The following is a 24,157-nucleotide window of genomic DNA, read 5'->3' as shown; positions in this document are numbered from 1 at the left end:
GATGGGCATCCGGGACATGCAGTGGACCGACGAGCAGGCCGCCGCCGTCACCGCGACGGGCGACGTCCTGCTGGCGGCGAGCGCCGGAACGGGCAAGACGACGACCGTGGTGGGCAAGATCCTCTGGATGCTGGGACTGGAGGCCGGGACGAGCGGCGCCACGGGTGAGCCACTCGCGGCGTGTCCGTCGCCCTGCCGGCTGGACGAGATCGCGGCCATCACCTTCACGGAGAAGGCCGCGTACGATCTGAAGAGGAAGCTGCGAATCGAAATCGAGGCTTCCGAGCGTGGCGACGAGCTGCGGTGGGAGATCGACCGCGCCTCGGTGGGAACGATTCACGGCTTCTGCGGGGAGCTCCTGCGGGACCACGCGCTCCGGCTCGAGATCGATCCGACCTTCCGGGTACTGGACGAGCGCGAGACCCGGGTACACCAGGACGACCTGCTGAAGGACGTCCTGAAGAGCGCGCTGGCGGAAGGCGAGCCGGAAGCGCGGGCGCTGGTGACGCGATTCAAGGGGCTGTACGACCGGACTCACCAGGCCGGGGCGATCGGGAACATCCGCGGGGTCATGCGCGATCTGCGGTGGCACGCGAGGCGGTATGCCCCGTGGCTGACCGAGGACCCGAACGGTCCTCCCCGGCTCGACACGGAGGGGCTTCGGGCCCTGGCGGATCGGGTCGGCCTGACGGATGCGGCCGGGACCACGGCGGAGCACGATGAAGCGTCCCTGAGCGTGGCCGCCGACCTCCACCGCTACGCATACCGGGCCCTGGCCCGGTGGCTGAACTGGCTCGAGACCGAGAACGTCCGTGACTTCGACAGCCTGATCCTCGACGCCCGGCGCCTGCTCACGCGCCCCGAGACCCAGCCGGCGCTCGAGGCGGTCCGTTCTCGATACCGCATCCTGATCATCGACGAGTTCCAGGATACGGATGCGGCCCAGCGGGACATCGCGTTCGCCATCGCGGGACTGCCGATCCCGGGAGCGACGGACACCGCCGCCGGTACGCCTGCGCGTGGCCGGCCGGCCGACCGGCCGCAGCTCTTCCTGGTCGGGGACCCGAAGCAGAGCATCTACCGCTTCCGAGGCGCCGACATCGGCGTGTGGAACGAGGTGCGCGACGTCGTAGGTACGAGGGGTCGGCTGCTCGAGCTCAGCTACAACTTCCGGAGTGAGCCGCCCGTCGTGAAGTTCGTCAACCGGGTCTGCGGTCCGGTGATGGATGAACGGGCCTCGGAGCTGAGAGAAGTCGCTCCTCGAAGCGCCGTGAACTACGTGCCGCTGCGGGACGCCATCGCGGGGACACCGGCGGGCGGACTCGAGTGGCTGGTCAACGATGGACGGGGGAGCGAAGCGAAGCGGGCCGAGGGGCGGCTGATCGCGTCCCGGATCCGACGGATCGTCGGACACGAGCTCGTGCGCGACCCCGACACCGGCCGCTGCCGCCCGGCGGCGTACCGCGACATCGCCATTCTCGCCCGCACCCGCCTGGCCCTGCGGGAGCTCGAGGAGGGGCTGCATCAGTACGGCGTTCCCTTCTACAACAGCTCGGCGGGCGACCTGACCGACCGACAGGAAATCCTCGACGTGGTCACCGCGCTGCGGCTGGTCGACAACCCGAGCGACGACCTCAGGGCCTTTGCGTACCTGCGATCCCCCTTCGTCGGATTGAGAGACGAGGTCGTGGCCCGGATCCGCCTGGACCCGAAGGTCCGGGGCGCTTCCGGTCGATCCTCGCTTCTCGCCCGGGCACGGTCCTGGTTGACGGGGCTCGAAGACGGATCGATCGAACCGTTTCCGGCGCCGGAGAACCCGCAGGTACACGAGGTGGAGGCTTGGGCCCTCCGCCAGGGGCTCGAGGCGATCGACCATGCCCAGGGGCTGGTGGACCGCGCCCACCACGGAGAGATCCTGCGCCGCCTCCTCGACCGGACGGGATACCGACTCCACCTGCTTCTGCGCGACCATGCCGCCGAAGCTCTGGCGAACATCGAGCGTTTCCAGGCCCTGCTGGAAGAGTATCGCCACCTGCCGCTCGGAGGGTTCCTGCGCCTGTGGGACCAGTGGAACGACCAGGACACGGGCGTGCCTCAGGCTCCGCTCACCAGCCAGGACGACGACGCGGTCACGCTCAGCACGGTGCACACGGCGAAGGGGTTGGAATGGCCGGTCGTGGTGCTGGCCGGCACCCGGGGCGGGCCCGACGACACGGGACGGCGGCTGACGGGCACCTACTGGAGCGATCCGGCCCTCGGTCCGGTCTTCATGGGCGTGAAGGGCGAGCGGGGCCCGCGATCGGAGCGCCTGTTCGACACCGCTCTCGCCGAAGACCACGCCGAGGAGGCGCGGCTGCTCTACGTGGCGGCCACTCGGGCGCGCGACCGGCTGATCATCTCGGGTCCGACGGAGCGCCCGCGGGGCTACGCGCTTTGGCTGCAGCCCGGCCTCGATGGAGCGGTGGAGGCGCACGAAGTCGTGGACTTGCGAGGAGGCGCCGCGGCCTCGGAGGGGCGCGATCGCCGGGGAGAGCCGGCCCGTGACGACGACTCGGCTACGGGCACGGGTCGGCAGCTGGATGCGTTCGGCTTCGACGACGAAGAAGAGGACGAGTCGGGCCAGCTCAACATCTTCGCCCATCGGGCCGACGACGGGGCGAGGGACGCGGGCGCTCCGGCCCCGGGAGACAGCGCGGAGCTGCCGGTGGTGCTGTACCGCACGCCGGACCCCATCCAGGCATCGCTCGTTCCCGCGCCGGTCGAGCTGTGGTGGCTCGATCACCTGGTCGAAAGGGAACCGCCTCCGATCACCCGTCCCATCCGGGGGGCGGAGGAGAGCTTCCTGAGCTCAGCCACCGAGCTCCGGCTCCGCGCGCTCGATCCCGGCGAGTGGGAGCTGCGATACCGGCACGGGGTCGTCCCCGAGGCCGAGTTCTGCCGGCGGTCGTCCGGCGACGGTCTGCCGGCCACCGTCCGGGGCACCCTGATCCACACGGTGCTCGAGCGGCTCGAGGCCGAGTCGGAGCTCTCTCGCCTTCTCGGGGAAGCGATCGCGGGCCTCGACGCCCCGGAATCGGAAACCCTGCTCGAGCCCGGATCGGCGTATAGGGAGAAGTTGGAAGCGGAGATCGCCGCCGTGGTGCGGAGCGACGAGTGGTCGCACTACGTCGCCGGTCCGCACTGGCGCGAGCTCCCGTTTCTTCACCTGATCGGGAGGCGCGAATGGCGTCTCGGCGCCTACGACCTCTTCCGTCCCGGCGACGGTGCGGGCGCGTCCGGTCCCTGGATCATCGACTTCAAGACCCACCAGATCGATGCGAACCAGGTGCCCCGGACGGCTGCTGGCTACGCGGTTCAGGTGTCGGTGTACCGCGAGGCAGCGTCCGCCCTCCTCGGCGTCCCGGTTCGGGTGAGCCTGCATTTCACCCATCCAAACGTGGCGGCCGACCTGTAGAGAGCGGGGGCGGAGCCGTGCGGCGATGGCGATCGCCGGTGCAGGACCTACTCGTCCACGTCCGTCTTGCCGCCCGCCTCCATGTACGCGACGAACTGCTCGTCGATGAAGTGGTGCCACACCTGTTCCACGGTCTCGGGCCAGCCGTCGTGCATCTCTCCTTCCGCGCGGACGGTGACGTTCACGTTCGTCGATGTGCCCTGCAGCCCGACTTCGCTCAGCTCGAACGTGGCCACCATCTGGATGGCATGACCGGCCAGGCCGAGCGGTCCTTCGAAGCGAAGCAGCAGCCCGCGCTCGGCGGCGGTGACCACGGCGTGTCGGATTCCGTCGCCCGATGCGTCGAAGATCTCGTAGAAGCCGCCCCCGGGACGGGGCTCGATGTACATCCTGTACGGATTCCCCGAGAAACTGTGGTCCCACCAGCCGCTGACATCGCCCGTCAGCGCGTTCCACGTGTCCATGGGCGAGCCCGGGACGGTGCGGGCGATCGAGAACTCGAAACCGCCCGTGTCCAGCCCGTCGGCCGCCGTCGGGGCATCCGGCCGGGCGCTTCCGAGCAGTGCCGTGACGAGGATGCCGGCCAGGGCGCCGGCTGCGAACACCGGGATGCGTCTGCGTGAGGCCATGTCTCCACTCCAGTAGCGGATTCAACTTCTGGGGCCGGTTCTTTCCACCAATATACGCGCGCCTCGCGCGAGTCGGGGGTCTGACGTGCCGCGGCCGGATTGCGCGATCGCCGATCCCCGTCCTACCGTGGCGTCGAGGGAAGAGTCATTCGTTCGTACCACACCGGGAGGCGGTCTTGCAGCGAGCGTGGTGGATGGTGGCGGTCATTGTGGCGGTCGGGGCGTGCGAGGCGGGCTCTGCCGGAAGGCCGGCGGAGGAAGCGACGGGGAGCGATGCGGACCCGCTCGCGCATGCCCGGGCGGTGCTCCAGCGCACCCCGGTGTTCGACGGCCACAACGACCTCGCGTGGGAGATCCGGGCCTTCGATGAGGCGCCGATGGACGTCGAGGCGTACGACCTCTACGAAACGGTTCCGGGACACACGGACATCGCGCGGCTGAGGGCCGGAAGCGTGGGGGCCCAGTTCTGGTCGGTCTACATCCCGGGCGAGGTTCCCGACAGCGGCTACGCGCGGATGCAGCTCGAGCAGATCGACATCGCCCGCCGGATGATCGACCGGTACCCGGAGCTGGTGCTGACCGGGACGGCGGACGAGGTGGAGCGGGCCATGGCGGAGGGGAAGATCGCGTCCATGCTGGGGGTGGAAGGCGGCCACGCCATCGAGAATTCGCTCGGGGCGCTGCGGGTGTACTACGCCCTCGGAGCCCGCTACATGACGCTCACCCACAACGTGACCCTGGACTGGGTCGATGCGGCACAGGACGAGGTTCGCAGCGACGGCCTGGCGCCGTTCGGCGAGGAAGTCGTGCGTGAGATGAATCGGCTCGGGATGCTCGTGGATCTGTCGCACGTCTCGCCGGCCACGATGAGTGACGTCCTGAACGTTTCGGAAGCGCCGGTGATGTTCTCGCATTCCTCGGCACGGGCCCTCGTCGATGTGCCGCGGAACGTGCCGGACTCGATCCTCGCGAGGATGCCCGAGAACGGCGGGGTCGTCATGGTGACCTTCGTGCAGCCGTTCGTGAACCAGGCGGCCGCGGACTACGATGACCGCCTCGCCGCCCGGGTCGAGGAGATGCGAGCCGCCGGAGCGTCCCGGGAGGAAATCCGGGACGAGGTGCGCCGGCTTCGAGGCGAGGAGCCGCGTCCGATCGGCACGGTCGACGACGTCGCCGACCACATCGAGCACGTCCGCGACGTGGCCGGAATCGACCACGTGGGGATCGGGTCCGACTACGACGGGATGACGGCCCCTCCGGACCTTCCCGATGTCTCCGCCTACCCGGTCCTGTTCGCGCGGCTGATCGAGCGCGGGTGGAGCGACGAGGATCTCGGGAAGCTGGCGAGCGGGAACATCCTGCGGGTCCTACGGGAGGCGGAGTCCGTGGCCCGCCGTCTCCAGGAAGAGCGCCCTCCGTCCACGGCGGTGATCACGGACTTCGCGCCGGTTCCCTGAGCAAGACCCCGGCGTGCGGGAGCTTCCGGTGGTCCGAGGGGGCGAGACGGATCAGGCGGGCCTTTCGGGCCTGAATGGACGCTGGCTGACCTCGCGTCCCTCCACCACGATGACGCTCGATTCGGGGATCTCCTCCCAGTAATCGGCGACGTCGCTCAGCGGCTCCGAGACGACGACGATCGCGTCATCGCTGTAGCGCTCGAACATCGGGTTCAGCTCCTTGAGGGCGCGGATGCTCCGGCTGTGGTAGAGCGTTCGCGACGCGCTGTTCGACGAGTAGCGGACCGCGTAGAGGCGGTGTCCGTTCGTCAGTCCGATCGTCATCTGCATCGGGTGCTCGATGCCCGCGTTCCAGCCGGCCTCCTCCACGAAGCCCACCATCCTCTGAAGGCCCCCGATCGGATCCTCTTCGAGCCCGAAGCTGAGAGCGAGGTGGAACATCACCTCCGAGTCCGTCGTTCCCTCGATCCCGTTGTAGAGCTCCGGGCTGACGGCGAATTCCAGGGCGCGCCGGATCTCCCGGTAGCCCTCGATGCGTCCGTTGTGCAGGAACAGCCAGCGTCCGTGAACGAACGGGTGACAGTTGGTCTGCTGCACCGGCGTGCCGCCGGTGGCCGCCCGAACATGGGCCACGAACATATGCGAGCGGATCTGCTGAGCCAGATGCCTCAGGTTGGCGTCGTTCCAGGCCGGCTGGATGTCGCGGTACACGCCCGGTGTGTCGCGGGAACCGTACCAGCCGATGCCGAATCCGTCGCCGTTGGTGGTCGTCGGCCCGCTGCGGGCCGACAGGCTCTGGTCGATGATCGAGTGCTCGGGCTCGAAGATCATCTGTTCGAGGTAGAGCGGGGCTCCGGAGTAGGCGAGCCAGCGGCACATGAGTGCTTCTCCGTGAAAGTGACCCGGCAGGGCTGACCGGACCGGGACAGAGCCGGTCATCGTTCCGAAGCTGAGGGTCACCCATGGAGGGACTCTGCGCAAGCGGTCCCGCACGTCTGGCCGGGTGGGATTCCGCAGGGTAACCTTCGGCCATGAACCAGGCGCTCACCGTCCTGCTCTACGCCTCGATTGCCGCGCTCTCGGCCGTTCCCGGAGCCTTCGTACGCTGGTCGTCCCGATCGGGGCGCGATCGGTGGATCGGCTGGGCTCACGCGCTCGCGGCCGGAGCCATGCTGGGCACGGCCTTCGTGCTGACGGCCGAGCCCGTCGGACCGCCGCTCGCCGCGGCCGCCGGAGGTCTGGTCGGCGTGCTGGCGATCGTGGCGACGCACGGGCTCACGCGCCTGGACGGTCTCGATCTGAGCCGTCCGAACCGGAACGACCCGACGGCGGCCCGGCGACTCGTCGCCGTGCACGCCTGGCACGCCTGTGCGGAGGGCGTGGCGATCGGCGTCGCCATGGCTCTCGATCCCTCGCTCGGCGTCTTCGTGGCGCTGGCCATCGCCCTCCACAACATGCCGGAAGCGGCGCTTCTGAAGGGGGCCGCCGGCGGGGAGGGGTCGGGCACGGTCCGGGCCATGCGTCTAGCGATCCTGTCGAACGCGGGCCAGCCCTTGTTCGCGGTCGGCAGCTGGCTGGCTCTCCAGGCGTTTCCGGGCTTCCTGCCCTGGTTCGCAGGCTTCGCGGTGGGAGCCCTGCTCAACCTCGTCCTCACGGAGCTCCTGCCTGCCTCGTATCGACACGCCGGCTCGACGAGCATCGCGCTGGTCTCCACGATCGCGCTCTCCCTGGTCGTCCTCTTCGGGGGCCAGCTGTCATGAACGAGGCCGTGACCGTCTTCGGGTACGGGCTGATCACGGCGCTCGCCACGGGGCTCGGGGCGCTGCCGTTTCTCCTCGTGCGGCGCGTGTCCGGCCACCTCGTGGGGCGACTGAACGCGGTCGCTGCGGGCCTCATGCTCGGGGCCTGCTTCGGGCTTCTCGCCGAGGGCACCCGCTACGGAAGCGGGCAGACGATGGCCGGCGGTCTGCTGGGCGTGCTCTTCATTCTCGGCGCGAACCGCTTTCTTCGGGAGCACCACGTCCACGCCGGGGACGAGGTCGGAGCGGAGGGGATGCGGCGGATGGTTCTCATCGTGACGGTGATGACGGTGCATTCCTTCGCGGAAGGAGTGGCGATCGGCACGTCCTTCGGGGGAGGCATGGTCCTCGCCACCTTCATCACGGCGGCCATCGCCGTGCACAACATCCCCGAAGGCGTGGCGATCAGCGCGGTGCTGCGTTCCCACGGAGTCGGCGTGCCCCGATGCGCGGCCTGGAGCGTCGTCTCATCGCTGCCGCAGCCCATCATGGCCGTTCCGGCCTTCCTCTTCGTCGACGCCTTCGCGCCGGCCCTGCCCTGGGGCATCGGGTTCGCCGCCGGCGCCATGGTGTTCATGGTGCTGCTGGAGGTCCTCCCGGAGGCATACGGAAGCGGCTCGGTGCGCGAGATCGGAGCTATCACGGCCCTCTCGATGATCGCGATGATCCTCTTCCAGCGACTGGTGGCTGGATAGCCGGGCGGAGCCGAAGGGACCGCGATCCGGAGCGAGCGTCGCCGGAACGGCTCAGAACGGACGCGACGGTGTAGGAGCTTCGAACGCAAGGGTCCCCGACGGACCCGCTCAGCCATCGGACGCCAGGAGGAAGCGTGCGGAATCGGAACCCGGACCGGAGAATGGTGGGCCTGCCCGGCCTGATGGCGTCGGTGGCCTGCCTCACGCTCGCCCTGCCTGCCGATCTCGCCGGCCAGCAGGCCCAGACGATGGTGCGTGGCGGAGGGGACAACGGCGGCTACGGCGCGGCCGTGTTCAAGGGATCTGCGGTCAACGACCAGTTCGCCGGATTCTTCGGCCTGCGGGGAGGCTACATCCTCGACCACGTGTTCTCGGTAGGGGCCGGCGGTTACCTGATGGGCGGCGGCGTGGATGTCGACCTGCAGGGAGGGGGCACCGGCTCTCTCGACATGTGGTACGGCGGGGCGGAGATCGAGTTCATCGGGATCTGGAACCAGCTCTATCACATCACCTTCCTGGTGCTGGTCGGCGGTGGAGCCATGGAACTGGATGGGGCGAACGATGGAATCTGGGCCACGGAGCCGGCGCTGAACCTGGAGATCAACGTGGCGCCCTGGCTTCGAGTGGACTTCGGGGGCGGGTATCGGTTCATCTGGGATGTCGACACCCCCGGGTTGAGCAACGGGGATGCCAGCCAGTTCTTCGGCCAGCTGGTCATGAAGTTCGGCACGTTCTGAGACGTGGGGCGTTCGCGAGCGGGCTTGCCGCCCCGGACGGGCCGCCGCTAGTCTCTCCTCTCGTTCCGGTCCACCTTTAGACGCCGCTGTCGACCATGTCTTCCTTGCACGCCGTCGCCGTCGTCCCGGCCCGCTACGCATCCCAGCGTTTTCGAGGCAAAGTGCTCGCGGACATCGGAGGCGAGCCCCTCATCCGCTGGGTGTTCGAGCGCGCCGCGCGCGCGACACGGATCGACCGCGCCTACGTCGCCACCGATTCGGACCACGTGGCCGACACCTGCCGTGCGTTCACGGACCGGGTGTGGGTGAGTCGCGCACGGCATGCGAGCGGCACCGATCGGGTGGCGGAGGTGGCCCGGGAGGTGGAGGCCGATGTCTTCGTGAACGTCCAGACCGACGAGCCCCTGATCGACCCGGCGCTGATCGATGCCCTGGTGGATCTCATCGACCGGGAAGGGGTGCCGTTCGCCAGCGCGGTGGCGCCGATCCGCGAAATGCGGGACTTCCTGGATCCGAACGTGGTGAAGGTGGTGTGTGACTCCCGTCGGAACGCGCTCTATTTCTCCCGGGCCCCGATCCCCTGGCCGCGCGGCGAGACCATCGCTCCGGACGCGGAGTGGCCGGCGGGGCTGGCGGCCCACAAGCACATCGGGATCTACGCGTATCGCCGGGAAGCGCTCCTGGAGCTGGCGGAGCTTCCGCGCTGCCGGGCCGAAGAGATCGAGAGCCTCGAGCAGCTGCGAGTGCTCGACCAGGGCTGGGCCATGCGCATTCTGGAGTGGGAATACCGCGGCGTCGGCGTGGACACGGCCGACGATCTCGATCGACTTAGAAAGTACATAATACAAAACAATATAACCGTATCAGGAGTATAAACTTGCCCGGATTCGAGTGGTTCGGCGAAGAGGAGAGGCGCGAAGTCGGCGAGGTGCTGGAGACGGGGGTGTTGTTCCGGTACGGGTTCGACGAGGCAAGAAACGGAATCTGGAAGACCCGCAGCTTCGAGCGGGAGCTGTGCGAGAGGCTCGGCGCGCGCCACTGCCACGTATGCTCGAGCGGTACGGCCGCCCTCGGGGTGGCCATGGCCGCCTGCGGCATCGGGGCTGGAGACGAGGTGATCGTTCCCCCGTTCACCTTCATCGCCACGATCGAGGGCGTGCTGCAGGCGGGCGCGGTGCCCGTGTTCGCCGATGTGGACGAGACGCTGTGTCTGTCCCCGGAGTCCGTGGCGGCGCGGATTACGGAGCGCACGCGGGCGATCGTTCCGGTCCACATGTGCGGCTCGATGGCCCGGATCGACGAACTCAAGACGCTGAGCGATGAAGCGGGCGTCTGGCTGATCGAAGACACGGCGCAGGCGCTCGGGGCTTCCTTTCGTGGCCGGTCCCTGGGCACCTTCGGAGCGGTCGGCTGCTTCTCGTTCGATCCCGTGAAGACGATCACGTGCGGAGAGGGCGGGGCCATCGTGACCGATGATGAGAGCCTGTACGAACGGGCCGCACAGTACGCGGATCACGGGCACGATCACCTGGGAGCGGACCGGGGGGCGGACGGCCATCCGATTCTCGGCACCAACCACCGGATCAGCGAGCTGGGCTCGGCCGTGGGACGGGCGCAGCTCCGTAAGCTGGATCGCATGCTCGAGGTGCAGCGCGCGAACAAGGCGCGACTTCGGGCGGCGTTCGAGACCTGCGAGGCGGTACGATTCCGCTCGATCCCGGACCCCGCAGGAGATTCCGCCACCTTCCTGTCGATCTTCGCGCCGGACGAGGCGACGGCGCGGGGCTGGAGCCGATCCCTGTCCGACTCCGGAGTGCCCGGCTGCTTCTACTGGTACGACAACAACTGGCACTATCCCCGCCGCTGGGATCACCTGAAGGCGCTGCGGACGCCGGGAACCTCGCCGCTCGTGCTCATGGATCCGCGTCCGGACCTTTCGAAGCCGGACATCCAGGCTTCCGATCGGGTGCTGTCTCGCACGATCTCCATGCTCGTGAAGCTCTCGTGGACCGACGCCGAGCTCGAGGAGATCCAGGGGCGCATCGAGAAGGCACTGGAGGACTGAGCCATGGCCAGGAACTTCCCGATGATCTCGCGCGTCGTGTACGGCCGGGGCTGCTTCGACCAGCTGGACGATATCCTGGTGGAACGGCGCGCAGGCGCGAGCGATGCCATGGTGTTCGTGGTCGATGACGTGTTCCAGGGGGCCGCGCTCGAGGACCGGGTGCCGGTACGGGACGCCGACCTGCTCCTGTGGGCCAACGTGGACGTGGAGCCGAAGACCTCCTACGTGGATGAGTTGACCGAGCTGGTGACCGCTTCGGTAGGCCCGCGTCCGGCGGGCGTCGTCGGAATCGGCGGGGGGAGCGTCATGGACCTGGCGAAGGCCGTGTCGCTCATGCTGACCAACCCGGGGTCGTCCGCCGACTACCAGGGCTGGGATCTGATCCGCGAACCTGCGGTCTACCACGTCGGCGTGCCGACGCTTTCGGGCACCGGAGCCGAGGTCTCCCGAACGGCCGTGCTCACCGGCCCGGAGAAGAAGCTCGGGCTCAACTCGGACCACACGGTGTTCGACCAGGTGGTGCTCGACCCCGACCTCATCGCAGGCGTGCCGGATCGCCAGCGCTTCTACACCGGGATGGACTGCTACATCCACTGCGTCGAGTCCCTGGAGGGCACGTTTCTGAACGCGTTCAGCGAGGCGTACGGGAGCAAGGCCCTCGAGCTGTGCCGCGAGGTGTTCCTCGGGGACCGAACGGCCGAGTCGGACGAGAAGCTCATGATGGCCTCCTTCTTCGGAGGCATGAGCATCGCCTACTCACAGGTGGGCGTGGCCCACGCGACCTCGTACGGTCTGTCCTACGTCCTCGGCTTGAAGCACGGAGAAGGGAATTGCGTGGCGTTCAACCATCTGGAGGAGTTCTACCCGGAAGGCGTGGCCGAATTCCAGCGCATGGCCGAACGGGCCGGTGTCGACCTCCCGTCGGGGGTGACGCGCGATCTCTCGGAAGAGGACATGGAGAGGATGCTGGACGTGTCGCTCGGCATGGGGCCCCTGTGGGAGAACGCACTCGGCCCCGACTGGCGCCAGACGATGACCCGTGACCGCCTACGGGAACTGTTTGCCCGCATGTAGGCGACCGCACGCGGCGCCCGATGCGCGTCGCGGGAATGAACCTCACCCGCCGCGGGTCTAATCTGCGTCCGCTCGTGATCGAGGGGAGACGAGAAGCCCGGCGCCCGTGCCGTTCAGGTCTTCGAACTCGGGATGGTTGAGATCGCATGCGCAGGCCCGAACCGGACGATGTCTTGATCGAGCGGGCCCGAGCGGGTGACGACGGGGCCTTTCGACGGATCGTGGAACGGTACGAGCCCCGGGTGGCGGCCACGGTGATCGGGATGCTGGGACCCGGGGACGATGCCGAGGATGCGGGCCAGGAGACGTTCATTCGACTGTACCGCTCGTTGGACCGGTTCCGGGGAGAGTCCTCTCTGGCGACCTACCTGACCCGAATCGCCATCAACCTCTCGCTGACGGCGCTCGAGAAGCGGAAGCGGTTGCGGTCCCGATTCGTGAGAGAGGAATCCGCTCCCGATGCGAGACGGGTCGAGGATCCCGGGAAGGACCTCGAACGGGAAGAGGTGCAGCGCCGGGTGCGGGCGGCGATCGATCGGCTGAGTGCCGATCACCGGGCCGTCGTCGTTCTGCGGATGATCGATGGATACTCGACGCATGAAGCGGCAGAGATACTGGACGTTCCGGAAGGCACGGTCATGTCGAGACTCGCACGCGCCATGAAACGGCTGGAAGAGGACATGAGGGAGAGGTCCGATGGATGACCTGACGGACTGGATCCGATACCGGGACGGGGAGCTCGAGGGCGAAGAACGGGCTGCGTTCGAGCGGAAGCTCCAGAGCGAGGCCGGGCTGCGCGCCCGGTTCGAGCATCTGGAGGGAATCGCCGGAACACTTCGCGAGGGGGCGAACGCCTCCTTCGAACCGTATTTCGCCACGCGCGTGATGCAGCGGATCGCGCGAACGGGTGAGTCCGCGTCCGCGGAGAGCATGTACGATGCTCTGCTGTGGCTCTTTCCGCGCCTCGCGGCCGCGTGCCTCATGATCATGCTCGGCCTGGGTGCCTATTCCGCACTCCAGGGCGGCTACGGCGGGTCCGTGCTCGACGTGGTGCTCGGCCTTCCGGAAGCCACGCTGGCGACCGCGCTCACGATCGGCGGGTGAGGAGATGGCGATGAGAGCAAGGACCAAATCGGCGCTGCTCCTGGCTGTGGTGCTCTTTCTCGGCGTGGCGATCGGAGTCCTGGTGGCTGGGGCCCTGCACAACCGTCGCCTCGAGCGGATCGCCAACCTGAGGACGGGACCGGGCATCGCGAGGCTCGTGGAACGCGCGGTTCGTCCGGAGAGCGAGGAGCAACGGGAGCAGATACGAGCCATCATGGACGAGGCCTCACCTCGGTTCGTGGAGATCTTCCGGCGTTCCCAGGAGGACATGCGCGCCCTGTCGGACTCGGTCATGAGCGAGCTGGAGGCGATCCTGTCTCCGGATCAGATGGAGACGCTGCGAAGGCACATGGATCTCCGGCGGGGCAGACCCCCGCTCAGGGATGGATGGAGTCCGGAGCGACGGCCGCGCAATCCGCATCCGGAGGGTCGGCCGCTCGGGCGGCCGCCGCCGGACACGGTCGTTCCGCCTCCTCCGAGTCCCTGATGCGGGAAAGTCAGGAGAACGCAGCCTCTCAAGATTGTGCGGTACTCTGCAAACAATGACCCGACTTTGCCCGCACCGCGTCCCCGGGTGAAGGTACGATTCGGGCGGTCCGGCGAGCCGCGAGCGCCCGTTCTCGAGTCGTCTGCAGAGGGTCGACCGCCGTCCCGGGGCTCCCCGAGCCCCGGATGTGGAAAACTCGCCTGTCTGGCACACGATTCGCACCGTCAACTCGGGTGGCCCGCTCCTGTTGGTGGTTCCTGCCGGAGTGATTATCTTGGATTTCGCGGCCGTAACTACGATAGGTCAGGGGGGACAACGAAGTGTTGAGCATAAACCGAACTGCGCGGCGACTCCTTTTCCGCGTCCGTGGTCGGGTGCGACCTTCGACTCGCCTCGGCGAGGCCGGACAGGCCCTGGTCGAGATCGCGATCGCCCTGCCGATTCTGCTCGCCCTGCTGGTAGGCATCTTCGAATTCGCCCGAGCGTACAACGTCCAGCAGGTGATCACGAACGCGGCCCGGGAGGGGGCGCGTGAAGGCGTGCTTCCGACGAGCGGTCAAACGCAGGCCGTGAACCGGGCGAACGACCGTCTTTCCGATGCGAACATCACTTCGGCGACCGTGACCTACACCTGCTCCGGCTCCTGCAACACGGGAGACGAGGTGCAGGTCACCATCTCCGTGAACTATACGTTCGTGTTCATCGGTCCCGTGCTGAGTCTGTTCGCGAGCGGGGACAACGATCCCGGCACGATCAGGCTGAGCACCACCGCGACCATGCGGAAGGAATAGCGGAGGTCCGGGAGCTGCGGGCAGACGCGGGCGCGGGGGCGAGGAGCGGGGCTGGAGGCTCACGGATCACCCCGATGCACGAGGCCCGGCCACTCTGGAGTGGCCGGGCCTCTTCGCATCCGGGATCGAGGTCCGACTAACGCCGGAAGAACCCGCCGCTCTTCTCCTCCTCGCCTACCGGCTCGTGCAGCGTGCTGATGAACGAGTCCCCGGGAAGGTCGGTGTCGATGTTGCCGTAAATCGGCTTCTCGTTGCGCAGCAGATCCACGAAGGCGGGCATGACCGAGAACGGCATGAAGGAGACACAAAGCCTGGCGTCCTCGTTCCACATCGGGCTCGGCGTCTCGGTGCCCTCGGGAACGAAGTAGAAGATGAGCCTGAGGAATTCACCGAAACACGCTACCGCGCCCCAGGAGCGGACGTCGATTCCGCCAAAGGTCTTGGGGTGATCTCCCAGAGTGATCTGGTAGCGCTCGACCAGGAAGTTGTGCTTCGCCATTTCTCGCTCCTCGGATGGTGATCCGACCGTACCCGTCCATCGTGAGCCGGAATTATACAGCGAGCGTAGCCGGAGCGCGACCGCCCGCTCCTTCGCGGTCAGCCCGTGGCAGGGTTGCCGAACAAACACCGAAACTCCATCCTGGTGGCATGGTGAGCCCCCCTCCAGCATCGGGATCGCGGAAGCCTCGCGGCGTACGGTTCAACCCGACCGGCCGGTTCGAGCGCCTCGCCATCGAGCCCCTCGAAGACAGGGGTCCCGAGGAGCCGGAGACGGTGTGGCTCAGGGACGCCTCGAAGTCCGTAATCTCCCGTAACCGGAGTCCGGACGTCCGGTTCGACGCATCCCTCAATCCGTACCGGGGTTGTTCGACCGGGTGCGTCTACTGCTACGCCCGACCGGGCCACGAGTACCTCGGATTCTCGGCCGGCCTCGACTTCGAGACCCGGATCCTGGTCAAGACCGAGGCCCCGGTACTTCTCAAGCGCGAGCTGTCGTCTCCGCGCTGGATTCCGCGGACGCTCCTGATGAGCGGGGTGACGGACCCCTATCAGCCGGCCGAGAAGTCCCTCGGTCTCACGCGGAGCTGCCTCGAGGTGTTGGCCGAGGTGCGTCATCCGGTGGCCGTCATCACGAAGAGTTCCCTCGTGCGCCGCGATATCGATCTCCTGTCCCGACTCGCCGCCGTGGAGGCCGCTGCCGTCACCATCTCGGTCACGACCCTTCGCGACGATCTCCACAGGGCGATGGAACCACGGGGGGCCTCGCCGGGCCGGAGGCTCGCCACGATTCGCGCGCTCGCTTCCGCCGGCATACCGGTCTGCGTGAACGTCGCCCCCGTGATCCCCGGGCTGACGGAGCACGAGATCCCGTCGATCCTCGAAGAGGCAGCCGCGGCGGGCGCATCCGGCGCGGGGTGGATCGCTCTCCGACTTCCGTACGGCGTCGCGACGCTGTTCGAGGGCTGGCTCGACCGCCACTTTCCCGACCGTAAGGAGAAGATCCTCGGCCGCGTGCGCTCCATGCGGGGTGGCCGTCTCAACGATCCGCGATTCGGCACCCGAATGAAGGGTGAGGGGCCGTTCGCCGAGCACATCCGACAGTCGTTTCATGTGCATCGGAGGAGGCTGGGGCTGCGCATGGGACCGCCGCCGCTGTCGGTCGACGCGTTCCGGAGACCGCCGACCCCTGTCTCGCGGCGAGCGGGCCGGGATCCGCACCAGACGGAGCTGTTCAGCTCATCGTCATGAAGCGTCGTCCGCGGACCGCGCGTGGCTGATCGGACCCGAAATCTGCCGGCCGCTCCCGGAAGCACGGGGGTCTCGCTAGAAGGTGGGAGAGTATCCCTCCGTACCATCGTAGCTGACCGCCACGATGATCACCATCGCAGCCACGACCAGCCCGACCCCGATCAGTACGGTGCCGGCAACGTTCGTGGAACGAGATTCCACTTTCTCGACGTCACCCACGGGAAACGAGAGTCGATCGTAGTTATGCTTTCCCTTGATCGTGTCCGCGACGAGGTGGGGTTCGCTGAGCACCGCTCGATCGCCGTCCGCAAGCGTCACCCGGATCTTGCCGTGCTCTGGAACGTCATTCACTCCGATCTCCGTCCAGGAGGCACAACCGGTGATCCAGAGCATGAGGCCGACGAGCAGGAGCGTGAGGGGGCGTTTCGAGGTCACGGGACACCTCCACAGTCGAGGGATGTAGGGCCAAGCTAGCTGCTCTGCCTCAGAAGGGAAGGACGACCGCACCCTTCCTCGATCGCAGGGTCAGGCGAGTTGCATCAACTGCTCGGCCATCCGGGGTCCCGCGGCCTCGTCCTCGTGCTTGAAAATGACGAAACACCGATCCCAGCCGGTGCCGCGGATGCGTTCGGCCCACTCGACCAGCGCAGCCTCGGGATAGTCCGCCTTTCGCAGCCTCAGATAGCCCCATGGCGCCGTCTCCACGATCTCGGCGTCGGCCTCGTCCGTGTCCGCGATGCAGAGGGCCGCTCCATGCGCCCGCAGGGAATCGTAAGTCGCCTCGTCGAACCAGGACGGGTGTCGGAACTCGAAGGCAGCGCGCGTCGGATCACCCAGCCGCGCTAGGAAGCCGTCCAGTCGCTCCCGGTCCTGCTTCAGGTTGGGCGGCAGTTGAAACAGCACCGCGCCGAGCTTCTCGCCGAGCGCGCTCACGGCCCGAAGGAGGTAGGTGGTCTCCTCCTCCGCGTCCTTCAGCCGCTTGAAGTGCGTGATGCGCCGGGATGCCTTGATCACGAAGCGGAAGTCGTCGGGAACCCGGTCTGCCCAGCTCTCGAGCACCGACTCCTTGGGCAGGCGATAGAAGGTGTTGTTGATCTCCACGGCGGGCAGGCGGGAGGCGTACCAGGCGAGCATGTCCCCCGGGGACAGATCCTCCGGATAGAAGGCGCCCTTCCACTCCTTGTAGCTGAAGCCGCTGGTTCCTGCGAGCCATTGCATCGATCGTCCTCCCCTGCGGGCCGGGTCCCGCCGCCTGGTGTGTCAGAGCCGCTTCGCGAGCCGAGCCAGGACGGCCGGAAGATCCGGCGTTTCCTCGAGCAGCGGCCGCATGGGGTCCGATTTCGAGCGAGCGAGCCGCCTCGGCACGCTGCGGATCGTGTACCTGCCTATGTCGAGGCCCCGGTTGACCTCGTGCCACCCGAGCGGAGTGGAGACCGCGGCTCCGGGTACCGGGCGGACGCTGAACGGGGCCGCCAGGAGCTGTCCCCTCCGGTTCTGAAGGTAGTCGACGTAGACCTTGCCCTCCCGTCCGTCCACCGAACGGGTCACCGTCGCGATGTCACCGGCTTCCTGGAGCACCACCCTGGCGAGCAGCTCGCCGAGCGTGCGCGACTGCTCGTAATCGAAGGCGCGCCCCAGGGGGATGAGCACGTGCAGCCCGGTCGAGCCGCTGGTCTTCACGTAGTTGGGGAGCTCGATGTCATCGCAGATGGCATGCAGCAGGCGAGCGATCTCCACCACGTGCTCGAACGGTGCCCCCTTCGGGTCGAGATCCAGAATGCACCAGTCGGGACGGTCGAGGCTCTCCACGCGGCTGGCCCACACGTGGAGGGGGATGGAGCCGAGGTTGGCCATGTACAGGAGCGACGCGCGATCGTCGACCACGAAGTACTCGATCGTCTTGTCGGACCCCTCGCTCTCGACCGTCTCCGTGCGGATCCACTCCGGCGTCGACACCGGGACGTTCTTCTGGTAGAACGACTTTCCCCCGATGCCGTCCGGATATCGGGTGAGGACGAGGGGACGATCGGCCAGGTAGGGAAGCAGCCAGGGAGCGATCTTCCGGTAGTACTCGAACAGGTCCTTCTTGGTGTAGCCCTCCTCGGGCCAGAACACCTTGTCGGGATTCGAAAGGGGCGGATCGCCGTGCGAGTCGGCCCGTGCTCCGGCCAACGGTCCCGCTTCCGCGTCCTCTTCGAAGTCGCGTCCATCCTCCGTGGAGGACGGCCCGCCGCGGCGCGCAGGGGCCTCGCATTCCTCCGGGGCCTTGTCCTCGCGAATCCCGAGGAAGACGGGTTGCCGGAGAAGGCCATCCTCGGTTCGCTCCAGGTAGCGCACTTCGGCGACGAGCTCCGGCCGGACCCAATGATCGGTTCCCTCCGGAATCACGCCCTCCGCCGGGGGAACCTCCGCCTCCAGAGACTCCAGTCGCGCTCGCAGCTCTCGCCGCCGGGCTGACGTGAAGCCGGTGCCCACGCGTCCGAGGTACATCCTCCGACCGCCCTCGAGACCGGCCAGGTGAAGCGCTCCCAGCCCTTCCAGGCTACCCCCCGGCTCGGTGAAGCCGACGATCACGCAGTCGGTCGAAGGGACTGCGCGCACCTTCAGCCAGCTCCGGGAGCGTCCGCCCCGATACCGGCTTCCGGCCTTCTTGGCCACGATTCCCTCCAGGCCCATCGCCGTCACCTGCTCGAACAGCGCCTCCCCGACACCCCGGAAGTGGTCCACGAACCGAAGCGGTCCGACCGGCGGAAGCAGATCCTGCAGCAAGGCCTTGCGCTCCTCCAGCGGCAGCGAGCGCAGGTCGTGGCCCCCCACTCCCAGGAGATCGAAGGCGTAGAGGGTGGCCGGCTGGCGGAGCGAAGCGCGCTTGACGTCCATCGGACGCCGGACTCGTGCCCTGCGCTGCAGACGCTGGAAGCTGGGCCGTCCCGCCTCGTCGTGCAGGACCACCTCTCCGTCGATCACGAAGTCGTCGACCGGCAGTGCCCGGAGGGCGCGCACCAGCTCCGGAAACCAGGAGGTGGCATCGTTGCCGTTGCGGGTGACGAGGCGGCATACGCGGCCGTGACGGTCCGCCAGCATCCGATAGCCGTCCAGCTTCAGCTCGAACAGCCATTCGGGGTCCGAGAAGGGGGCCTCGGCCGTGTGGGCGAGCATGACCGTGACATGGTCCGCCCGCACGGATCGCCGAGCCGCCTCCGCCGCCGCGGCTCTGTCGGCCAGTGCCCCGGTCCGATCCAACCTCGAGCCCAGCTCTTCCACCGTGAGCCCGCTGAGCACCGACTCCTGCGGGACCGCCGCGTCCGCGGCGGGGACAGCCGCCAGCTCCTCCCTCGACAGCGTCCGCTTCTCCCGGATCAGGAGCCACTCCTTCTCCGTCTTCTTTAGCTTCACCAGGGTCCACACGCCACGCAGCTTGTACCCGCGGAGCTCGAACAGGAGCTTGCCTTCCTCGAGGCCCCGAACCGGGTCCTCCAGGGCGACCCAATGGCCGCGGTCCCAGACGATCATCGGGCCCGCCCCGTAGTTGCCGGGAGGGATCACATCCTCGAAGTCGACGTACTCAAGAGGGTGATCCTCGACGTGGACGGCGAGTCGCTTTTCCTCGGGATCGAGCGAGGGGCCCTTCGGTACGGCCCACGAGGTGAGGGTCCCTCCGAGCTCGAGGCGAAGGTCCCAGTGCAGCCGGCTGGCCGCGTGCTTGTGGATCACGAAGAGCCCACCCGCAGGGGAGTGGGAAGGCTCGGCATCGCTCGGGTCACCGGACGGGGCGAGCCCCGGCTCGGGGGTCTTCCCGGCGGTCCGCTTGTCTCGATACGGGGCGAGGGGATCGCGCTTAGACATGGCTATAGCATATTTTGATAGACTGATCCGAGAAACAGGAGCGACGCATGAGCGCACGTCCCATCGCCTCGGCCACCATCTCCTTCGGGCTCGTGTCGGTGCCCGTCAAGCTCTTTTCGACGGCCGACAACTCCCAGAAGGTCACGTTCAACTGGATCAATCCCGAGACGGGGATGCGTGTCCGGCAGCGTTATTGGGACGAGAAGGAGGAGCGGCTCGTCGAGCGCGATGAGCTGGTGAAGGGATACGAGTTCGCCCGCGACCAGTTCGTTCTGTTCAGCCCGGAGGAGCTCAAGGTCCTCGAGGCACAGTCGACCAACCAGGTCGAGATCACGGAGTTCATTCCGTTCGAGCAGGTGGAGCGGATGTACCTCTCGAAGGCCTACTTTCTGGGGCCCGATCGCGGCGGCGAGCGGGCGTATCGACTGCTCAGCGCCGCCCTCCGCGAGACGGGTCGGGCCGCCGTGGGCCGGTATGCCGCGAGAGGCAAGGAATACCTGGTGCTGGTTCGACCGATGGGAGACGGGCTCGTCCTCGAGCAGCTGTTCTATGCGCAGGAGCTGCGTTCGTTCGACGAGGTGCCGATCGGCGAGGGAGAAGTGAAGAAGGAGGAGCTGGATCTGGCCGTTCAGCTGATCGAGCAGGCGGCGTCGGACGTCTTCGAACCGGAGAAGTACGAGGACGAGGTCTCGAAGAAGGTCATGGCCCTGATCGACAGGAAGATCGAAGGGGAAGAGATCACCACGGCGCCCGAGGCCGAGGCGGAGGACAAGATCGTGGACCTCATGGAGGCCCTGAAAGCCAGCCTGGGTGGCGGCGCCGAAGCGGAGGAGGCGACCGGCGGGCGAAAGCCGGCCAGGAGAGCCGCTTCACGGGGCAAGGGAGCGGCCAAGAAGCGGGCCGCCAACTAGGAACCGAACGTGGGTAGCTACTCGACGAGAGAAGCGGCGGAACTGCTCGGACTGTCCCAGCAGAGGATCAGGCGACTCGCCGAGTCGGCCGCTCTCCATCCCGAGAGACCGAGGCACGGCTGGTACCGGTTCGACTTCCGGGATCTCGTCCTCCTCCGCACGGCACTCGAGCTCGAGGAATCGGGCGTGTCACCGCGCCGGCTCCTGCGCTCCCTGCGCGACCTGAAGAAGCAGCTTCCCGAGGATCGACCGCTGACCGCGATCCGCATTACCCTCGAGGCCGACCAGCTGGTGGCCCGCGACGACGATCTCGCCTGGAACCCGGAGTCCGGACAGGTGCAGCTCGGCCTCGAGGTCGAGGAAGGTGGGGAGGTCGAGCCGCTCGACCGCCGCCGGGCCCGCCCGGTGGCCGCGGAGAAGCGGCTCGAGGCGGCCGACTGGTACGAGCTGGGGTGCGGCTTGCAGGCCCAGGCCCCCGAGCAGGCCGCCGAGGCCTTTCGCCGGGCGGTCGAGCTGGATGCGGGGCTCGCGGACGCGCACATCAACCTGGGCGTGCTGTTGCACGAACGATCGGATCTGGAGGGCGCGGAGCTGTGCTACCGTCTGGCTCTTCGTGCCGATCCGGCGAGCGCGACGGCGGCCTACAACCTCGGGGTCGTGCTCGAGGACCTCGGGAAGCCGGAAGAAGCGACGGACGCGTATCGGCAGGCGATCGACAGTGATCCGCTGCTGGCCGACGCGTACTACAACCTGTCCCGGCTGTACGAGAGGGCAGGGGATCGGGCGACGGCGTTGAGACACCTCCGATCCTACAGCGAGCTGGTCAAGGTCAACTGACCGGTCCGAGTTCATGCTGCCGGTCGAGCGTGCGGCCGGCCAACCCGGGGAGCTTCATGATCCGACCGACGAGAAACGGTGGACTCGGCCTGCTGGTCGCGATTCTGCTCGGCGTGTCCGCCGATCGCGGGCTCGCCCAGGAGTCCGCGTACGGGGCACCCGGTGTATCCGCGGAGAACGGCGCCGGAGGGCTGCCCGCCATGTATCTCGAGGATCGGCCCTCCCCGGAGTTCCACCGTGGGCGGCGCGCGGCGGTGCTGGAGTCCCTTCCCGCCGACGCCGTGGCGATTCTGTTGAGTGCGCCGACGAGGCTGAGGTCGAACGACGTCGAGTATCCCTACCACCCGTCCAACGACCTCTATTACCTGACCGGCATGACCGAGCCGGCGACGGTGCTCCTCCTCGTGCCGGCCGGAGTCGAGGTGGGCGGCCGCCTCGTCCGGGAGGTGCTGTTCGTGCCGGAGAGGAACCCGAGCACGGAGCGTTGGACCGGGCAGCGGCTCGGCGCCGAGCGCGCCGAGGAGGTGCTCGGGGTCGAGGCGGCGCTTCCGCTCGACCGGCTCGAAGAAGTGCTGGATCCGCTCCTGGCGGGCCACCAGGCCTACCTGCAGTCCTGGCCCGAGGGCGTGGCGGGAGCGAGCGAGCTCGCCGCGCAGATCGAGTGGCTGTCGGAGCGCATCTCGCTGCCGGAGCTGGCGGAGGGACGCGTCGGCTTCGCGCAGCGCGCCATGATGCGGGCCCGGGACGAGGCTTCGTACGCGCGGACCCTCCGGATGCTCGAGCGAATGGGGGGCGCTCCGGCGCTGGAAGATACGGAGGCGTCGGACATGGCCCGCGCGTTCGAGGGGGCAGGCAGCGCGGGAGCGTGGTCGTCCTGGCTCGACGCCTACCTGGCCGACTACGCCGATGGCCTGCGGCTCGACTCCATCCTGACGGCGCTGCGGGAGGTGAAGGCGGAGGAGGAGCTGACGTTCCTCCAGCGGGCCGTCGACATCACGTCGGAAGCGCACCGGGAAGCCCTGCGGGCCATCGAGCCCGGCCTGTACGAGTACGAGATCGAAGCGGTGATCGAGTACGTCTTCCATCGCGAGGGAGCAGAACACGCGGGCTTTCCGAGCATCGTCGGCAGCGGCGCGAACTCGACGGTGCTTCACTACGGGTCGAATCGCCGGCGGATGGAGGAAGGCGATCTCGTGGTGATGGACATCGGGGCGGAGTACCGGGGCTATTCCGCCGATGTGACCCGGACGGCTCCGGTGAGCGGCCGGTTCTCGGAGGCGCAGCGCCTGATCTACGAGAGCGTGCTCGAGGCCCAGGCAGCGGCCATCTCGAGGGTCCGGGTGGGCGCCACGATCGCCGAGCTGAACGAGGCCGTCTTCGAGGTGCTCGCCGGGCGGCTGGAGACGCTCGGCATCATCGACGAGCCCGGAGAGGTTCGGCGTTTCCTTCCGCATGGGGTGAGTCACTACCTCGGGCTCGACGTGCACGACGTCGGCTCCTACGGACCACTCCCCGCGGGCGCCGTGGTGACCGTTGAACCGGGTCTCTACTTTCCGCCGGCCAGCGACCTCGACGAACGGTGGTGGAACATCGGAGTGCGGATCGAGGACGACGTTCTGGTCACCGAGAGCGGCCCCGTGGTCCTTTCCGCGGGTGCGCCCAAGGCGATCGAGTCGATCGAGTCGCTGATGCGGGAGCCCGGTCTGGAAGCGGCTCGAGCTGTCCGCTGAGAAGGACCCTGCCGCCCGGCGCTCGCGTGAAGTGACCGGGAGGCGCGTTGCAGTCGTGAGGGCGGTTCCCCCTCCATCGCCCCGCCGAGAACCCGTTGCCACAAGGAGGGAGCGATGAGTGTTTCCCAGCGACTCGAGACCCTGCTCGAAGAGAGCGGAGTGCCCTTCGAGGTGATCGATCATCCCCTGGCGTACACGGCCCAGGAAGAGGCGGCTGCCAGTCACGTGCCGGGTCGGCATTGGGCCAAGACCGTCGCCGTCCTCGTCGATGGCGAGCCGGCCCTGGCCGTCGTTCCCGCCACCTGTCGCCTCGACCTGGAAAAGCTCCGCAAGGTCGTCGGCACCGAAGACGTGACGGTCGCCCGTGAAGCCGAGTTCCAGGATCTCTATCCCGATTGCGACCTCGGGGCCATGCCCCCGTTCGGAGAGCTCTACGGTCAGAGGACGTTCCTCGACGAGGTGCTCCGGGAGGAGGAGAAGATCGCCTTTCATGCCGGGGACCATCGGACGGCGATCGAGATGTCGTTCACGGATTTCGAGCGGCTGTGCAGTCCGGTTCCCGCCGATCTGTCGGGTCCGCAGCGGGAGACTGCCTGACCCCATCGGTACCGGGCCGATCTGCGGGTCGCGTGCCGATCCCGTACACGTCGTCCCAGTCCCGAACACCCGGAGGCGGTCGCCGTCGCCGTGGCGGAGTGCTGAAGTATCGTTTGGACAGGGACATAGAGCCGGTGCCCCGGTCTGGCATACGGGTTGCACGGTGGGTGGAGGCGAGGCGCGAGCCCCGACCCG

23 protein-coding genes are annotated in these 24,157 nt (G+C 67.9%); 17 read left to right on the top strand and 6 right to left on the bottom strand.

Annotation, left to right across the window (positions count from 1 at the left end; translation table 11 throughout):
• Position 1: 1 nt before the first annotated feature.
• Positions 2-3,454 (top strand): UvrD-helicase domain-containing protein, encoded by a 3,453-nt coding sequence (locus tag AC36XV_RS13905; protein ID WP_492204288.1) that lies wholly within the window; start codon positions 2-4, stop codon positions 3,452-3,454.
• 47 nt (positions 3,455-3,501) lie between these two features.
• On the opposite strand, the gene AC36XV_RS13900 is transcribed toward AC36XV_RS13905, so the two are convergent.
• On the bottom strand, positions 3,502-4,083 hold the full coding sequence (locus AC36XV_RS13900; protein ID WP_492204287.1) for an SRPBCC family protein: 582 nt from the start codon (positions 4,081-4,083) through the stop codon (positions 3,502-3,504).
• Positions 4,084-4,259: 176 nt separating this feature from the next.
• Between AC36XV_RS13900 and AC36XV_RS13895 the strand changes: the two genes are divergently transcribed.
• On the top strand, positions 4,260-5,540 hold the full coding sequence (locus tag AC36XV_RS13895; protein WP_492204286.1) for a dipeptidase: 1,281 nt from the start codon (positions 4,260-4,262) through the stop codon (positions 5,538-5,540).
• A 51-nt stretch (positions 5,541-5,591) separates the two neighbouring features.
• On the opposite strand, the gene AC36XV_RS13890 is transcribed toward AC36XV_RS13895, so the two are convergent.
• The gene (locus AC36XV_RS13890; RefSeq protein ID WP_492204285.1) at positions 5,592-6,419 is read right to left on the bottom strand and encodes a class II glutamine amidotransferase; all 828 of its coding nucleotides are present in this window, start codon (positions 6,417-6,419) and stop codon (positions 5,592-5,594) included.
• A gap of 152 nt (positions 6,420-6,571) precedes the next feature.
• On the opposite strand from AC36XV_RS13890, the gene AC36XV_RS13885 reads away from it, so the two are divergent.
• The 10 genes from AC36XV_RS13885 to AC36XV_RS13840 all read left to right on the top strand — a co-directional run bounded on the left by AC36XV_RS13885 (position 6,572) and on the right by AC36XV_RS13840 (position 14,292).
• Positions 6,572-7,300: a ZIP family metal transporter gene (locus AC36XV_RS13885; protein WP_492204284.1), complete on the top strand. Its 729-nt coding sequence runs from the start codon at positions 6,572-6,574 to the stop codon at positions 7,298-7,300.
• The gene (locus AC36XV_RS13880; protein WP_492204283.1) at positions 7,297-8,034 is read left to right on the top strand and encodes a ZIP family metal transporter; all 738 of its coding nucleotides are present in this window, start codon (positions 7,297-7,299) and stop codon (positions 8,032-8,034) included. Before AC36XV_RS13885 ends, AC36XV_RS13880 begins: the two co-directional genes overlap by 4 nt.
• A gap of 134 nt (positions 8,035-8,168) precedes the next feature.
• Positions 8,169-8,771 carry a hypothetical protein gene (locus AC36XV_RS13875; RefSeq protein WP_492204282.1) on the top strand — a complete coding sequence of 201 codons (603 nt, stop codon included), beginning with the start codon at positions 8,169-8,171 and terminating at the stop codon, positions 8,769-8,771.
• 95 nt (positions 8,772-8,866) lie between these two features.
• Complete coding sequence (gene kdsB / locus AC36XV_RS13870) at positions 8,867-9,646, top strand: 3-deoxy-manno-octulosonate cytidylyltransferase (RefSeq protein WP_492204281.1); 780 nt, start codon at positions 8,867-8,869, stop codon at positions 9,644-9,646.
• A gap of 2 nt (positions 9,647-9,648) precedes the next feature.
• Entirely contained in the window at positions 9,649-10,836 is a 1,188-nt protein-coding gene (locus tag AC36XV_RS13865) for a DegT/DnrJ/EryC1/StrS family aminotransferase (protein ID WP_492204280.1), read from the top strand.
• Between the two features lie 3 nt (positions 10,837-10,839).
• Positions 10,840-11,910, top strand: a complete 1,071-nt coding sequence (locus AC36XV_RS13860) for an iron-containing alcohol dehydrogenase family protein (protein WP_492204279.1) — start codon at positions 10,840-10,842, stop codon at positions 11,908-11,910.
• Positions 11,911-12,056: 146 nt separating this feature from the next.
• Positions 12,057-12,614 carry an RNA polymerase sigma factor gene (locus AC36XV_RS13855; protein ID WP_492204278.1) on the top strand — a complete coding sequence of 186 codons (558 nt, stop codon included), beginning with the start codon at positions 12,057-12,059 and terminating at the stop codon, positions 12,612-12,614.
• Positions 12,607-13,014, top strand: a complete 408-nt coding sequence (locus tag AC36XV_RS13850; RefSeq protein WP_492204277.1) for an anti-sigma factor family protein — start codon at positions 12,607-12,609, stop codon at positions 13,012-13,014. The genes AC36XV_RS13855 and AC36XV_RS13850 overlap by 8 nt, the downstream gene beginning before the upstream one ends.
• A gap of 10 nt (positions 13,015-13,024) precedes the next feature.
• A complete protein-coding gene (locus AC36XV_RS13845) occupies positions 13,025-13,501 on the top strand; it encodes a hypothetical protein (RefSeq protein WP_492204276.1) in 477 nt (158 codons plus the stop codon).
• 374 nt (positions 13,502-13,875) lie between these two features.
• The gene (locus AC36XV_RS13840; RefSeq protein WP_492204275.1) at positions 13,876-14,292 is read left to right on the top strand and encodes a TadE family protein; all 417 of its coding nucleotides are present in this window, start codon (positions 13,876-13,878) and stop codon (positions 14,290-14,292) included.
• A gap of 136 nt (positions 14,293-14,428) precedes the next feature.
• Here the strand turns inward: AC36XV_RS13840 and AC36XV_RS13835 are convergent, their stop codons facing one another.
• Positions 14,429-14,791, bottom strand: a complete 363-nt coding sequence (locus AC36XV_RS13835; protein WP_492204274.1) for a hypothetical protein — start codon at positions 14,789-14,791, stop codon at positions 14,429-14,431.
• A 149-nt stretch (positions 14,792-14,940) separates the two neighbouring features.
• On the opposite strand from AC36XV_RS13835, the gene AC36XV_RS13830 reads away from it, so the two are divergent.
• A complete protein-coding gene (locus tag AC36XV_RS13830; RefSeq protein WP_492204273.1) occupies positions 14,941-16,041 on the top strand; it encodes a PA0069 family radical SAM protein in 1,101 nt (366 codons plus the stop codon).
• Between the two features lie 75 nt (positions 16,042-16,116).
• Here the strand turns inward: AC36XV_RS13830 and AC36XV_RS13825 are convergent, their stop codons facing one another.
• The 3 genes from AC36XV_RS13825 to ligD form a co-directional block, all read right to left on the bottom strand.
• The gene (locus tag AC36XV_RS13825) at positions 16,117-16,476 is read right to left on the bottom strand and encodes a hypothetical protein (protein WP_492204272.1); all 360 of its coding nucleotides are present in this window, start codon (positions 16,474-16,476) and stop codon (positions 16,117-16,119) included.
• A gap of 90 nt (positions 16,477-16,566) precedes the next feature.
• Entirely contained in the window at positions 16,567-17,259 is a 693-nt protein-coding gene (locus AC36XV_RS13820) for a DUF72 domain-containing protein (RefSeq protein WP_492204271.1), read from the bottom strand.
• A gap of 42 nt (positions 17,260-17,301) precedes the next feature.
• Positions 17,302-19,887 carry a DNA ligase D gene (gene ligD / locus AC36XV_RS13815; RefSeq protein WP_492204270.1) on the bottom strand — a complete coding sequence of 862 codons (2,586 nt, stop codon included), beginning with the start codon at positions 19,885-19,887 and terminating at the stop codon, positions 17,302-17,304.
• Between the two features lie 47 nt (positions 19,888-19,934).
• Between ligD and ku the strand changes: the two genes are divergently transcribed.
• The 4 genes from ku (at position 19,935) to AC36XV_RS13795 (ending at position 23,962) form a co-directional block, all read left to right on the top strand.
• Complete coding sequence (gene ku, locus AC36XV_RS13810) at positions 19,935-20,798, top strand: non-homologous end joining protein Ku (RefSeq protein WP_492204269.1); 864 nt, start codon at positions 19,935-19,937, stop codon at positions 20,796-20,798.
• 9 nt (positions 20,799-20,807) lie between these two features.
• Complete coding sequence (locus AC36XV_RS13805) at positions 20,808-21,635, top strand: tetratricopeptide repeat protein (RefSeq protein WP_492204268.1); 828 nt, start codon at positions 20,808-20,810, stop codon at positions 21,633-21,635.
• Positions 21,636-21,691: 56 nt separating this feature from the next.
• Entirely contained in the window at positions 21,692-23,365 is a 1,674-nt protein-coding gene (locus AC36XV_RS13800) for an aminopeptidase P N-terminal domain-containing protein (RefSeq protein WP_492204267.1), read from the top strand.
• A gap of 114 nt (positions 23,366-23,479) precedes the next feature.
• A complete protein-coding gene (locus AC36XV_RS13795; protein ID WP_492204266.1) occupies positions 23,480-23,962 on the top strand; it encodes an aminoacyl-tRNA deacylase in 483 nt (160 codons plus the stop codon).
• The last annotated feature ends 195 nt before the right edge of the window (positions 23,963-24,157 follow it).

It is taken from the genome of Candidatus Benthicola sp., assembly GCF_058719085.1.
This window is presented reverse-complemented; position numbering and strand designations above follow the sequence as displayed.

Excerpts from the sequence above, each read along its gene's own strand:
- kdsB (WP_492204281.1), top strand. The coding sequence starts at position 8,867 with ATGTCTTCCTTGCACGCCGTCGCCGTCGTCCCGGCCCGCTACGCATCC.
- AC36XV_RS13885 (WP_492204284.1), top strand. The coding sequence starts at position 6,572 with ATGAACCAGGCGCTCACCGTCCTGCTCTACGCCTCGATTGCCGCGCTC.
- AC36XV_RS13905 (WP_492204288.1), top strand. The coding sequence starts at position 2 with ATGGGCATCCGGGACATGCAGTGGACCGACGAGCAGGCCGCCGCCGTC.
- AC36XV_RS13860 (WP_492204279.1), top strand. The coding sequence starts at position 10,840 with ATGGCCAGGAACTTCCCGATGATCTCGCGCGTCGTGTACGGCCGGGGC.
- AC36XV_RS13800 (WP_492204267.1), top strand. The coding sequence starts at position 21,692 with ATGATCCGACCGACGAGAAACGGTGGACTCGGCCTGCTGGTCGCGATT.
- AC36XV_RS13900 (WP_492204287.1), bottom strand. The coding sequence starts at position 4,083 with ATGGCCTCACGCAGACGCATCCCGGTGTTCGCAGCCGGCGCCCTGGCC.
- AC36XV_RS13830 (WP_492204273.1), top strand. The coding sequence starts at position 14,941 with ATGGTGAGCCCCCCTCCAGCATCGGGATCGCGGAAGCCTCGCGGCGTA.
- AC36XV_RS13855 (WP_492204278.1), top strand. The coding sequence starts at position 12,057 with ATGCGCAGGCCCGAACCGGACGATGTCTTGATCGAGCGGGCCCGAGCG.
- ku (WP_492204269.1), top strand. The coding sequence starts at position 19,935 with ATGAGCGCACGTCCCATCGCCTCGGCCACCATCTCCTTCGGGCTCGTG.
- AC36XV_RS13795 (WP_492204266.1), top strand. The coding sequence starts at position 23,480 with ATGAGTGTTTCCCAGCGACTCGAGACCCTGCTCGAAGAGAGCGGAGTG.
- AC36XV_RS13850 (WP_492204277.1), top strand. The coding sequence starts at position 12,607 with ATGGATGACCTGACGGACTGGATCCGATACCGGGACGGGGAGCTCGAG.
- ligD (WP_492204270.1), bottom strand. The coding sequence starts at position 19,887 with ATGTCTAAGCGCGATCCCCTCGCCCCGTATCGAGACAAGCGGACCGCC.
- AC36XV_RS13820 (WP_492204271.1), bottom strand. The coding sequence starts at position 17,259 with ATGCAATGGCTCGCAGGAACCAGCGGCTTCAGCTACAAGGAGTGGAAG.
- AC36XV_RS13845 (WP_492204276.1), top strand. The coding sequence starts at position 13,025 with ATGAGAGCAAGGACCAAATCGGCGCTGCTCCTGGCTGTGGTGCTCTTT.
- AC36XV_RS13880 (WP_492204283.1), top strand. The coding sequence starts at position 7,297 with ATGAACGAGGCCGTGACCGTCTTCGGGTACGGGCTGATCACGGCGCTC.
- AC36XV_RS13890 (WP_492204285.1), bottom strand. The coding sequence starts at position 6,419 with ATGTGCCGCTGGCTCGCCTACTCCGGAGCCCCGCTCTACCTCGAACAG.
- AC36XV_RS13835 (WP_492204274.1), bottom strand. The coding sequence starts at position 14,791 with ATGGCGAAGCACAACTTCCTGGTCGAGCGCTACCAGATCACTCTGGGA.